Genomic DNA, 12,544 nt, shown 5'->3' with positions numbered 1-12,544 from the left:
TTGTAATGCCCGTTCTAAGGAAATAGTGCCGTATTTTTCCAGTGCCATGGTTAACCCAGCTACGGTACCAGGAACACCTACAGATAAATAACTGTATCGAGACTTTTCTGGGTCAACCTCACCATTATTATCCAGGAACATATCACGAGTAGCAGCGATTGGTGCTTTCTCCCGATAATCAATAGCAATGGTTTGGTTATCCTTGGCCAGATGTAAGAGCATAAAGCCACCGCCACCGAGATTCCCAGCTCGCGGTAAGGTTACCGCTAGGGTAAACCCAATGGTTACCGCAGCATCAACAGCATTGCCACCTTCTTTTAAAACCGCTAAACCAGCTTGTGAGGCATAGCGTTCTGGAGAGGAAACCATACCGTTTTTAGCGATAACGGGATGAAAGATATCTTTTCTGCTAAAGATAACTGTGTCTTGAGCAGAGGCGCTGCCAGCACTAATGAAAATTAGAGTAGTCAGACAAGTGATGATGAATTTATATTTTCTAGCTATCTTGCCCATGGGATAGTTGAGGGACTATTTAGGGATTGGAAATGATTTTCGGCTTTCGGAAAGATACTATAACGGTTTCCACCAGCGCTACTAGGGAGTCGGGAGTCGGGAGTCGGGAGTCGGGAGTCGGGAATCGGGAGTCGGGGGGATTACTTTTGTCTGTTGCCTCTTGCCTCTTGCCTATTCCCTGTTCCCTGTTCCCTACACACAGCCATATATCACTAATCGCACCAAAAGTTTGTACTTAACTTGACAGTAATTTTGACTGCTTAATGATGAGTCTTTAAGGGGTGCAATTAATCCCGACTAAAAAAGTCGGGTATGGTTGACGGACATTTTGAGGTATGTTACTTTTAATCAAGTCTTGACGGAACGTAATTAGAGAGCGTAATTAGAGATATACCCATGAGCCAAGCCACAATTACTCCCAAAACCCAGGCATCTACCGCATTTACCAAATTGAAGTGTAAAGAGTGTGGTGCGGAGTATGAGCCCAAGGCAATGCACGTTTGTGAGGAATGCTTTGGTCCGTTGGAAGTAAAATATGACTACGGTACCCTCAGAAGCCATGTAACCCGGCAGAGCATTGAGGCAGGTCCGAAATCGATCTGGCGCTATCGTTCTTTCTTACCCCTTGCTACTGATAACTATATTGATGTGGGTACAGGAATGACTCCCTTAGTCAAATCGACTCGGTTGGCTAGACGCTTAGGGTTAAAAAATCTCTACATTAAAAATGATGCCGTCAACATGCCCACCCTCAGCTTCAAAGACCGGGTGGTATCAGTAGCTCTAAGTAGAGCACGGGAGTTAGGCTTCTCAACGGTATCCTGTGCTAGTACTGGAAACTTAGCGAATTCTACTGCTGCGATCGCAGCTCATGCTGGACTCGACTGCTGCGTGTTTATCCCTGCTGACCTGGAAGCGGGTAAAGTGATGGGCACTCTGATTTACAACCCCACATTAATGGCAGTCAAAGGCAACTACGACCAAGTCAACCGCCTCTGTTGTGAAGTAGCCAACACCCACGGTTGGGGATTTGTGAACATTAACCTACGTCCCTACTACTCAGAAGGCTCTAAAACTCTGGGCTTTGAAGTCGCTGAACAACTAGGTTGGCAACTACCGGATCATATTGTTGCTCCCTTGGCATCAGGTTCCCTATACACCAAAATCTACAAAGGCTTCCAAGAATTCATCAAAGTCGGTCTAGTAGAAGATAAATCAGTGCGCTTCAGTGGTGCTCAAGCAGAAGGTTGCTCCCCGATCGCTCAAGCTTTCAAAGAAGGACGGGACTTTATTACTCCAGTCAAGCCCAACACTATTGCTAAATCCATTGCGATTGGAAACCCAGCCGACGGCATCTACGCTTTAGAAATAGCTAAGAAAACTAACGGAAACATTGAATCCGTGACTGATGCAGAAGTTATCGAAGGGATGAAGTTGCTAGCAGAAACCGAAGGAATCTTCACAGAAACTGCAGGAGGTACTACAATTGCTGTACTCAAGAAGTTGGTAGAAGCTGGTAAAATTGACCCCGATGAAACTACAGTAGCCTACATCACTGGTAATGGCTTGAAGACCCAAGAAGCAGTTCAAGGTTATGTGGGTGAACCTTTGGTAATTGAACCAAAACTAGACAATTTCGAGCAAGCATTAGAGCGGGCTAACACCCTAGACCGTCTGGAATGGCAGCAAGTTTTAGTTTAAGCAGTCAGCAGTCAGCAATCAGCAGTCAGCAGTCAGCAGTCAGCAATCAGCAGTCAGCTATCATCTGATTTTATTCAAAAGCATCGATCTAGTAGCGTGGCACAGGCTTCTAGCCTGTGATAACCCATAAGCTGATAACTGATAGCTGATAACTGATAGCTGATAGCTGATTGCTGATAGCTGATGGCTTACCATTCAACCTTCAAAATTGAGAATTCAAAGCAAGATATTGATTATGGCTGTAAAAGTTTTAATTCCTACTCCTTTACAAAAATATACCCAAGAGCAAGCAACAGTAGAATGCGAGGGAACGAATGTTTCTGAACTGATCGAATCCCTGGAAAGTAATTGTCCTGGCATTAAACAACGACTGTGCGATGAGCAGGGTAAACCCCGTCGATTTTTGAATCTCTACGTGAACGGGGAAGATATCCGCTTGTTGGACAATACAGAAACAAAACTCAACAATGGGGATGAAGTGAGTATTGTCACAGCTGTTGCTGGTGGTTAGACAGATACTCAGCACTCAGCACTCAGCACTCAGCAGTTGGCCATTCGCCTTGGTCTTTTGGCCACGCTACGGGAATGGCTTATAGCTTACTGCTTAAAAGATAGAGTAATTTTCAGTAACCTTTGAGCAATATTGCTTATCCTTTCAAGACAATAGGCATGCTAGCAATAGGCAATAGTGATGCAGCCGCTAATGGGATTAACCCCCTTAGGTCTGCGCTGCATCCCGACTCGCGACTCCCTCGGTGCGCTTGACTCCTGATCGGGGAACCTGAGCTGGGCTCTAAATCAGTGAATATTTTGCTGCCGCGATGGCAGTCTGTGTCCCCACAGCAGTTCAGTTCTGGAACTGGCACAACGGCAGTCTGCTATAGTTGCTGGATTTCAGTATATTAAAATTATATTATTAAATCGTATATTAAAAACTATAGCCTCTAGAGTAACTTAGTGACTAAAACTTGGTGAGTGAAACTTGGTGAGTGAAACTTAGTGAGTGAAACTTGGTGAGTGAAACTTGGTGAGTGAAACTTGGTGAGTAAAACTTGGTGAGTAAGTTCGCGGTATTAGCCGACAGACGAATATTCCTTTAGTATATCAGATCAGAAACTAAAACTATAAAATAATTTTTTTTCGTTATTATCATCAGTAGGATTAGTAGTAATAGCTAGGTAGTCTCAGTAGCTCATAGCCATGGGCAATCCTAGAGCTGGTTAACAAAAACCTCAATAATGGTTGAATTTATAAAACACTAAATAGATTAAGTAATTAAGTAGTTTGCCGCCTTATATCCATGAGACAATCCCTGAAAAACTTCCCCCGACTCAAACGTGTTCTTTTCACTGGAGCGATCGCAACCACAGCAGTTTGGTCTTGGGCAACACCGATTAATGGTAGCTCTGTGGTTGTAGCATTTCAGGATAGCCCCAAAACAATTGTTGATGAAGTTTGGCAAACTGTAAATCGGGAATATGTCGATAACACCTTTAACCAAGTTGACTGGCAAGCGACTAGGCACGAACTCCTCAGCAGAAGCTACGCTTCAAAGGAAGAAGCCTATAAAGCGATTCGGAAAGCCCTAAAAACCTTAGAAGACCCCTACACCCGCTTTTTAGAGCCAGAAAAGTTCCAAGCCTTGACAAACCAAACCGTTGGTGAACTGTCTGGTGTAGGTATTCGCATGGAAATAGAAAAGCAGACCGAGACCCCGTTGATCATTGAACCGATTGAAAATTCCCCAGCGTTTAAGGCAGGTATTAAAGCTGGGGATAGGATTTTAGCTGTAGATAGCAAATCTACGAAAGGGTTAAGTCTCGAAGATGCGTCGGGACTAATCCGGGGTAAAGTGGGAACATCAGTGACTTTGCGGATTGCTCGACCAGGACAGGGAATCTTTGAGATACAACTAACCCGAGCTCAGATAGAAATCCCCTCTGTTCGTTACAGCGTCAAGCAAGAAGGGAATCTGCGAGTGGGTTATATTAGCTTAAATGAATTTAGTTCCCATGCAGCTGAACAAATGCAACGGGCAATTAGGAACCTAAATCAGCAGAAGGTGAATGCTTATGTCCTAGATCTGCGGGGAAATCCAGGCGGATTGCTTTTTTCGAGTATTGAAATTGCCCGGATGTGGATGCAAGAGGGAGAAATTGTTAGCACTATAGACCGGATCGGTGGTAAACAGGCATACACCGCTAATCGAACGGCCTTGACCAATCTGCCCTTAGCGATTCTAGTGGATGGTAACTCGGCTAGTGCTAGTGAGATTCTAACTGGTGCTCTCAAAGATAACAAACGCGCTACTGTTATCGGTTCTCGGACCTTTGGTAAAGCCGCTGTCCAGTCTGTCCATGCCTTATCCGATGGTTCAGGTTTAACGGTGACTGTCTCTCGTTACTACCTACCCAGTGGTGAAGATATTAGTTTAAAAGGAATTGTGCCCGATATTCGCCAAGAGTTGACCCTTGAGCAACGGCAACAGCTATCTCGTCAACCGGGATGGCGTGGCACTAGCAAGGATCCTCAATACGGAAAAGCGATCGCAGTTTTAAAATCAACTACTCCCTCTCAGGCTGAAACCCTAAGTCAACCCATAAACTCAGGTAGGGTCTGGTAGAATTGAGAATTAAGAATTGAGAATGAAGAATTAAGAATTGAGAATTGAGAATTGAGAATTGAGAATTAAGAATTGAGAATTGAGAATTGAGAATTGAGAATTGAGAATTGAGAATTGAGAATTGAGTTCCTTCTACATTCTACATTCTACATTCTACATTCTACATTCTACATTCTACATTCTACATTCTACATTCTACATTCTACATTCTTCATTCTTTAGATGATATCAGTGACTCGATCAAGACAGTTGTTTATCAACTAGTACTTATTTCGTACGTATTCAATACTCTCACTAATCCCACCAGAGAAAGGCAAACAGAGGGAAGTGTGGGAAAATCGGGAAATGGAAAAATGGAGAAATACCAGATATTGTTATTAACGCTAATTTCGATATCATAACCTTTAACCTTAAACCTTCTAACCTTCAACCTTTAATAACCTTAAACCTTCTAACCTTAAACCTTCTAACCTTCAACCTTTAATAACCTTAAACCTTCTAACCTTCAACCTTCTAACCTTCAACCTTCTAACCTTCTAACCTTAAACCAAAAAAAAATAGCCGCAGAAAACCTTCCACGGCTAGGAGTTTTTAGTTATGCCTCAACTTTCTAAACCAATCCAGAAATGATCCCATAGGATTGACCAAAGGTCACGCTACGTGAACAAAACTGATACTTTGGCCAGGGGGGTTACCCCCCCTATAATTTAATAGTTTAACCCAAATTTAAATACTTGGTCATCATGGTGATGAATTCGCCAGGAATTCCCGTCGGCTGAAGGGGGCTCCACTCCGAGATTTCGGCGTAACCCCGTGCATAAAGGGTCTGCATGGTGTTGTTTATTGCCCGGCGGGAACCCTTCAAAATGTGCTTAATGGGGTATTTTTTTGGAGAAGGTTCCTGAGGAGTATTACTAGGAGTGATATCCTCAGGATTGTTTTGTGGATCTGGGCGAAAGTTGTCAGGCATAGTTCAAAATTGCTTTTGAAGTTTACAACTATAATCATAACGATTATAAACTATTTTGTCAAGGGTTTTTAGAATTTTTTTTTGAGGAGTAATTCGAATAAAATGTAGAATTAAGAATGTAGAATTAAGAATTTAGTGCGTAGGGTGCGTTAGGGGCTGGCTCGCCTTTTAACTTTGTAGCTACTATTGGGATAACCCGCCCCGTAACGCACCACCAAGTAGAAGTTATAATCGCAAACGGGATACATATTAAAAATGTTAGCGTTCCTTTTTTTTTGTGGATTTAATTTACTGATAGCCTTGGAAACAGGAAATAAAAAAATCAACTATATCCGATAAGTTGTTTTAGGTATATAAAATGAATTATGATATTTTTTTACCCGACTCCCTGTATTTTTTTTGTTAGACTAAATCAAGATTGAATTTTATGGACATAAAAATAATACAATATAGTTAACTATATTTTTTAACTGATTCAACAAGTTTGGACAAAACCTGAGATCACAGCCAGGTAATGATTAGTTGCTTACATCTGACTAACGTTAACTAGCAAAGATTTATGAACCGGGCAGTTATATTAACCGCTATTCCTGTTGAATACATTGCTGTTAAGGCTCATTTGAGCAATATTCAAGAGGAAGAACATGAACAAGGGACAGTTTATGAACTAGGACAGTTTTCAGATAATGGTAAGTCCTGGGAAGTAGGAATTGTTGAGATTGGTCAGGGAAATACCAGAGCAGCAATGGAAACAGAAAGAGCGATCGCTTACTTCGATCCTGATGTTGTTCTGTTTGTAGGAGTAGCTGGAGGCATTAAAGATGTCAAACTCGGTGATGTGGTAGCTGCTACCAAAGTATATGGTTATGAATCTGGCAAAATCACACTAGAATTTGAACCTAGACCAGATGTAGGACAAGCATCCTATAACCTGATTCAACGAGCGAGAGCAGAAGCCAAAAAATCAGATTGGTTAGAAAGACTAACATCTGTTGACTCTACTGTGGATTCCCCTAGGGTGTTAGTCGCACCGATCGCCGCTGGGGAAAAAGTAGTTGCTTCAAAGAACTCCAGTACTTTTAAGTTATTGCAGAAGAACTATGGTGATGCAGTAGCAGTGGAAATGGAAGGAAGTGGTTTGCTTCAAGCTGCTCATGCTAATCACCAGGTATCGGCACTGATTATTCGTGGTATTTCTGATTTAATCGATAGCAAGAGTGAAGCCGATGCTGCTGGTTGGCAAGAAATAGCTGCACAGAATGCCAGTGCCTTTGCGTTTGAAATTCTGGCAAAGTTAACTATACCGATTGCACCGGGAAGAAAAAAAAAATTAAATTCTCCCACTAACATTGCTAATCGTGGCACTCCCTACTTTGTCGGTAGAGACACTCAACTTAAGGAGCTCCATCAAGAACTTCAAAAGACCGATCGATTAGCCATTTGTGCTATTGCCGGAATGGGCGGTGTGGGCAAAACCGAATTAGCTCTACAATATGCTCTAAGTTATCAGGATAACTACCCTGGTGGTAGGTGCTGGTTTCCAGTGCGCGGGCTAGATCTGGGGATTCAAGTTGTTAGTTTTGGGCGTACGGAATTAGGATTAACCATTCCAGATGACCTAGAGTTCAACGAGCAGGTAAGATACTGCTGGAGAAATTGGCCAGAAGGAACAGTATTGATCGTGCTGGATGATGTCGCTTCTTTCAGCAATGACTACCAACAAACAATTAAACCCTATTTACCTCCAGCTGAATCCCGGTTCAAAGTACTGGTCACCAGTCGTCAGCGTCCAGGGGCTTCTTACCGACGAATTGACTTGGATGTACTATCCCCAGAGGCAGCATTAGAATTATTACGTAAGCTTGTTGGAAAAGAGCGCATTGAGAAAGAACTAACCGAAGCAGAAGCGTTATGTAAATGGTTGGGGTATTTGCCTTTGGGTTTGGAGTTAGTCGGACGATATTTAGATCTACATCCGACCTTAACCATTGCTAAAGTTCAGAAACGTTTAGAGAAAAAGAAATTAGCAGCTAAGGCATTACTTGACCCCACAGAAGAAGGGGAAATGACAGCCCAGTTGGGAGTAGCAGCAGCCTTTGAGTTATCTTGGGAAGATTTGAAAGATTGTCCAGAAGCCCAGCAGTTGGGATGTCGTCTGAGTCTGTTTGCTCAAGCTCCTTTTGAGTGGTCACTGGTAGAGAAGTGTGTTATCGAAACTGAGGATGAAGATGACTGGGAAGAAGCACAAGAAGAATTGGAAGAATTACGCGATCGCGTAGCGTGGCCTACGGCCAATCGCTCTTTGATCAATCGTAATCTGTTGCAACTGACTGAACAGCAAACCTATCAACTCCATCCACTAATTCGAGAATTTTTCCTGACCAAGCTGGCTCAATTACCAGAGGCCGATTCCTATAAGGAAAGCTTTTGTCAAACAATTGTGGCTGTGGCAAAAGAAATTCCTTTTACACCAACTCGCGATCAGATTGCAGCAGTTAGCTCCGCCATCCCTCATTTAGTGGAAGCTGCCACAGTCCTAACTGACTGGCTCAGGGATGAAGATTTAATATGGCCTTTTGTTGGCTTAAGAAGATTATATGAAGGTCAAGGTACCTATGACGAGGCTGAAGCATGGTGTAAGCAATGTTTAGAGATAACGATAAGCCGCCTGGGTGAGAATCATCCCGATGTAGCAACCAGTCTCAACAACCTGGCAACACTCTACCGATCTCAGGGGCGTTACCATCAGGCAGAACCACTATATATGCAGGCATTGGAGATGAAAAAGAAGCTGCTGGGTGAGGAGCATCTCGATGTAGCCCTAAGTCTTAACAACCTCGGGTCACTATACCATAATCAGGGGCGGTACCATGATGCAAAACCCCTCTTTGTCCAGGCATTGAAGATACAAAAGCAGCTGCTGGGTGAGAACCATACCTCTGTGGCTCTAAGTCTCAACAACCTAGCTGGACTATATTCTACTCAGGGGAAGTATGATCACGCCGAACCTCTGTTTATCCAGGCATTGGAAATGAGAAAGCAGCTGCTGGGTCAAGACCATCCCGATGTCGCCATTAGTCTCAACAACCTGGCATTACTCTACCATTATCAGGGGCACTACGATCAGACCGAACCCCTCTTTTTCCAGGCATTGGACATGTTTAAGCAGCTACTGGGTGAGGAGCATCCCGATGTAGCCACTAGTCTTAACAATTTGGCAACACTCTACTATGAGCAGGGGCGCTATGATGAGGCCAAACACCTCTTTGTCGAGGCATTGGAGATTGCAGAAAAGAAGTTAGTATCAAATCATCCTAACACTGTAACCTTTCGTAAAAATCTGGCAAATTTGCGCGATCTAAAAAGGGAACAGGGAACAGAATAAAAGATATCATAATAGTTTTTGATGTTATGGTAAATCAGCAAAATTGTTCATTGATTAGCTAGAAATGCTATATACTGACTTGGTCATACTTTTCCTAATGGAATGACTTACGATAGTACCCTAAAATATCTAGTTGAAAAATATACCCAAGCCTTTACCCGTTGGTTATTCAACCAGCAACCAGCAGAAGATATCGAAATTTTAAACACTGAATTGAGCACAGAGCCAATTCGAGCAGATGCCTTGTTTTTTGTGCGAGTTGCTGATGCTATTTTGCATTTGGAATTTCAAACCCTACCCCAATCTGAACCTCCGTTACCCCTGCGGATGCTGGATTATTGGGTAAGGTTGTATCGGCAGTATCGCTGTGATAGCGATGCAGCGCGGTCTTGGGGGTTTCCCCCATGAGCGACTGCATCAAGACATTGAGCAGGTAATAATTTTCCTGAAACCAACCCGATTAGCGGGAGTATTTGAGAATCAATTTACCGAGAGGAACCTATCCTTCCGCTACCGGGTGATTCGGATTTGGGAATGTGATCCACAACCATTACTAACAACGCCGGGATTACTACCCTTGGCTGTGTTAGCACAAGCAGAAGTCCCAGAAACCTTGCTATCTCAGGTAGCAGCCAAAATCGATCGGAATTGAAGATAGACAACAGCAGCGTAACCTATCTGCTTGCGTGCAACTGTTGGCTGGGGTGAAATTTGATGAGCAGTTAATTCAAGCTTATTTTCGGGAGGATATGATGCAAGAATCGGTAGTTTATCAACGGATTATTCGTCAAGGATTAGAACAGGGATTAGAACAGGGATTAGAACAAGGAAAGCGCAATGAACTTAATTTAATTATCCGTCTACTTAACCGTCGCATAGGTCAGCTCAATCCCCAATTACAAAATCAAATTGAGGAATTATCCTTTGAGCAGTTGGAGGATTTAGGAGAAGCGTTGTTAGATTTTGCAACCGAAGTGGATTTGACCAATTGGTTGAACCAGTTTAGGGATAAGTAAAATTCCGTTAGGTGTGGCACTCAAAAGCAGTGCCATCGAGATCTGATTGAGTGGGTTAGGCAAAATGTATAATTAAGAATGTAGAATGTAGAATTGATAATTGAGGATTGATAATTGAGGATTGATAATTGGTAATTCACGATAATTTATTAGGAGCGAAGGTATAATTTAAAATCCTTCATTCTCCATTCTTATAGCAATTATCTATGCCATGAGGTACAAATATATCCCCCTAAATCCCCCTTAATAAGGGGGACTTTGAGGTTTAAAAGCGTACCTCATAAACCCTAGAAATGCTATAATTATTAATTATTCATTCTCCATTCTAAATTCTAAATTCTAAATTCTAAATTCTAAATTTCCAACTAATTCCAATAACGCCAGTAAGGACGAGCTTTCCAAAACACCCCTAGGATTACTCCAATCACAGCATTCATGGAAAACCCAACTAACCCAAAAGGGATTGGCAGTTGAGACTTGAGCAATAAACCGACCATAAGGCACAACACTAAAGCCCAGAGACTAGAGGTCTTCAGGAATACCTGGGACTGCCAACGTTCACAAATATAAACTCCTAACACCCCAACTCCTATAGCCGCAGCCATAAACCAGATGATTGCTAGGGGTCTAGAAAATAGTAGCAGACGGAAAGTTTCTGATTGAGTCAAGACCCATATCAATAAGTTCTCTAGAGCAACTACCAGCACAGTGGTCAAAGCAGCTACTTTCGACAGAGGTAGCCAAGGCTGTTGCTTAAAAGTATTCCAAGGGTCATTCATGCTATGCTTCCTTTGACTTGGTTGATGATTATAAAAAAAAGTGTAGCGAGTTGGAAAACCCTGTCTGATCATGAACTTGCCAATCGTCTATCACCAGGACTATGTCGCACCTCTGCCAGACGGGCATCGCTTTCCCATGCCTAAATTTGGGAAACTCTACCAACTACTGCTACAAGAAGGCATTGCCACTCCTAAACAATTCCACACTCCAGACCTTCCCCCACTCGATTGGCTCCACCTGGTTCACACCCCCGCCTATGTTCAAGCTTACTGTCAAGGTACCCTTGACCCGAAAGCTGTGCGACGCATTGGCTTACCTTGGAGTCCAGCGTTAGTAAAGCGAACTTGTACTGCCGTAGGTGGCACGATTCTCACCGCTAAACTCGCCCTGAGTCAAGGGTTAGCCTTCAATACTGCTGGTGGTACCCATCATGCTTTTCCCAATTATGGCTCAGGGTTTTGTATCTTTAATGATTTAGCGATCGCATCTCGTGTCCTGCAACAACTGGGACTAGTGCAGAAAATTCTAATTGTTGACCTAGATGTCCACCAAGGAGACGGTACCGCCTTTATCTTCCAAAACGACCACAGTGTCTTCACCTTTTCGATGCACTGTGAAGTCAATTTCCCTAGCACTAAACAAAAAAGCGACTTAGACGTTCCCCTACCAAAGGGGATGGATGATGATGCCTATCTACAAACCCTAGCCAAGTATCTTCCGGACTTACTCTCAGGATTCAAACCCAATTTAGTCCTCTACGATGCTGGAGTTGACCCCCATGTAGAAGACCACTTGGGGAAATTAGCCCTGACCGACACAGGAATTTACCGTCGGGATATGCAAGTGTTGAGTACCTGTATAGCAGCGGGCATACCAGTCGCTTGTGTGATTGGTGGTGGCTACGGAAATGATTTCGATGCCCTGATCTATCGCCACTCTTTACTTTACCGTGCTGCTCTTGAGGTCTATCGCCAGTTTAAGCTTTAATGGCAAACTAAAGAAGGAGGAATTCTTTGGTCGTAATTTATAAGATTGATAGCTAGATATAGGTAGATAAATTCCCTATAGCTATGGCCAACACTACTCCCCACTCCCAATTTAGCATTCCCCATAAAAAAAACTGTGCTGCTATCCAAAGGCTTTGAAGTAGAAATGTATACCGGCACTCCCGAAGGGGATATTGTCGGTTTTTCCGATCAGATTGTTGCATCCCTCGACGGATTTGTCCGAGAGCCAGATCAGCGCAATGTAGAATACACCACTGCTCCTTTATGTTGCTATGACCGTCTCTTATGTGCCTTAGTGCGTCCTCGACAGCAGCTGCGACAGTATTTAAAAAGCTTGGGTAACTATACAATAATTCCCGGAAGTACCCTGTCCTTAGCTGGAAGCGATCGCTTTTACCGTTCTGACCCCAATAATCCTTACCATTCCTACATTGAGACCACCTACGGCACTAAAGTTGTCACTGCCAGCATCCATATCAATGTGGGCATCTCTGACCCAGAAATCCTGATGAGAGCTTGTCGTCTAGTGCGAATGGAAGCTCCACTGTA

10 protein-coding genes and 1 pseudogene are annotated in these 12,544 nt (G+C 43.2%); 8 read left to right on the top strand and 3 right to left on the bottom strand.

Annotation, left to right across the window (positions count from 1 at the left end):
• Positions 1 to 513 (bottom strand): gamma-glutamyltransferase (locus F6K49_RS28540; RefSeq protein ID WP_293102019.1); only part of this gene is annotated, 513 nt, incomplete at its 3' end.
• A gap of 32 nt (positions 514 to 545) precedes the next feature.
• Here F6K49_RS28540 and F6K49_RS28535 point away from each other — a divergent pair.
• The 4 genes from F6K49_RS28535 to ctpB all read left to right on the top strand — a co-directional run bounded on the left by F6K49_RS28535 (position 546) and on the right by ctpB (position 4,837).
• Positions 546 to 752: a hypothetical protein gene (locus tag F6K49_RS28535; RefSeq protein WP_293102014.1), complete on the top strand. Its 207-nt coding sequence runs from the start codon at positions 546 to 548 to the stop codon at positions 750 to 752.
• Between the two features lie 157 nt (positions 753 to 909).
• Positions 910 to 2,214, top strand: coding sequence for a threonine synthase (gene thrC / locus F6K49_RS28530; protein WP_293027792.1), 1,305 nt, complete (start codon positions 910 to 912; stop codon positions 2,212 to 2,214).
• Positions 2,215 to 2,449: 235 nt separating this feature from the next.
• Positions 2,450 to 2,725 (top strand): MoaD/ThiS family protein, encoded by a 276-nt coding sequence (locus F6K49_RS28525; RefSeq protein ID WP_293027789.1) that lies wholly within the window; start codon positions 2,450 to 2,452, stop codon positions 2,723 to 2,725.
• A gap of 789 nt (positions 2,726 to 3,514) precedes the next feature.
• Positions 3,515 to 4,837 carry a carboxyl-terminal processing protease CtpB gene (gene ctpB, locus F6K49_RS28520; protein WP_293027786.1) on the top strand — a complete coding sequence of 441 codons (1,323 nt, stop codon included), beginning with the start codon at positions 3,515 to 3,517 and terminating at the stop codon, positions 4,835 to 4,837.
• A gap of 715 nt (positions 4,838 to 5,552) precedes the next feature.
• Here the strand turns inward: ctpB and F6K49_RS28515 are convergent.
• Positions 5,553 to 5,807: a hypothetical protein gene (locus tag F6K49_RS28515; protein ID WP_293048312.1), complete on the bottom strand. Its 255-nt coding sequence runs from the start codon at positions 5,805 to 5,807 to the stop codon at positions 5,553 to 5,555.
• Between the two features lie 559 nt (positions 5,808 to 6,366).
• Here F6K49_RS28515 and F6K49_RS28510 point away from each other — a divergent pair.
• Complete coding sequence (locus F6K49_RS28510) at positions 6,367 to 9,192, top strand: tetratricopeptide repeat protein (RefSeq protein WP_293102010.1); 2,826 nt, start codon at positions 6,367 to 6,369, stop codon at positions 9,190 to 9,192.
• Positions 9,193 to 9,294: 102 nt separating this feature from the next.
• A pseudogene (locus tag F6K49_RS28505) lies at positions 9,295 to 10,208 on the top strand (Rpn family recombination-promoting nuclease/putative transposase).
• Between the two features lie 365 nt (positions 10,209 to 10,573).
• On the opposite strand, the gene F6K49_RS28500 reads toward F6K49_RS28505, so the two are convergent.
• Positions 10,574 to 10,987 (bottom strand): peptide chain release factor 1, encoded by a 414-nt coding sequence (locus F6K49_RS28500; RefSeq protein ID WP_293102007.1) that lies wholly within the window; start codon positions 10,985 to 10,987, stop codon positions 10,574 to 10,576.
• 70 nt (positions 10,988 to 11,057) lie between these two features.
• Between F6K49_RS28500 and F6K49_RS28495 the strand changes: the two genes are divergently transcribed.
• Together F6K49_RS28495 and gshA are read left to right on the top strand one after the other, a co-directional pair.
• Positions 11,058 to 11,975, top strand: coding sequence for a histone deacetylase (locus F6K49_RS28495; RefSeq protein ID WP_293102004.1), 918 nt, complete (start codon positions 11,058 to 11,060; stop codon positions 11,973 to 11,975).
• A gap of 135 nt (positions 11,976 to 12,110) precedes the next feature.
• Positions 12,111 to 12,544: glutamate--cysteine ligase (gene gshA, locus F6K49_RS28490; protein WP_293102001.1), on the top strand; the 434-nt coding region annotated here is incomplete at its 3' end.

The organism is Moorena sp. SIO3I6 (genome assembly GCF_010672095.1).
Note: the sequence above shows the minus strand (reverse complement) of the source record. Positions and strands in the feature narration are given on the sequence as shown.

Coding starts and splice junctions, on each gene's coding strand:
- F6K49_RS28535 (WP_293102014.1), top strand. CDS start 546: ATGATTTTCGGCTTTCGGAAAGATACTATAACGGTTTCCACCAGCGCT.
- thrC (WP_293027792.1), top strand. CDS start 910: ATGAGCCAAGCCACAATTACTCCCAAAACCCAGGCATCTACCGCATTT.
- F6K49_RS28525 (WP_293027789.1), top strand. CDS start 2,450: ATGGCTGTAAAAGTTTTAATTCCTACTCCTTTACAAAAATATACCCAA.
- ctpB (WP_293027786.1), top strand. CDS start 3,515: ATGAGACAATCCCTGAAAAACTTCCCCCGACTCAAACGTGTTCTTTTC.
- F6K49_RS28515 (WP_293048312.1), bottom strand. CDS start 5,807: ATGCCTGACAACTTTCGCCCAGATCCACAAAACAATCCTGAGGATATC.
- F6K49_RS28510 (WP_293102010.1), top strand. CDS start 6,367: ATGAACCGGGCAGTTATATTAACCGCTATTCCTGTTGAATACATTGCT.
- F6K49_RS28500 (WP_293102007.1), bottom strand. CDS start 10,987: ATGAATGACCCTTGGAATACTTTTAAGCAACAGCCTTGGCTACCTCTG.
- F6K49_RS28495 (WP_293102004.1), top strand. CDS start 11,058: ATGAACTTGCCAATCGTCTATCACCAGGACTATGTCGCACCTCTGCCA.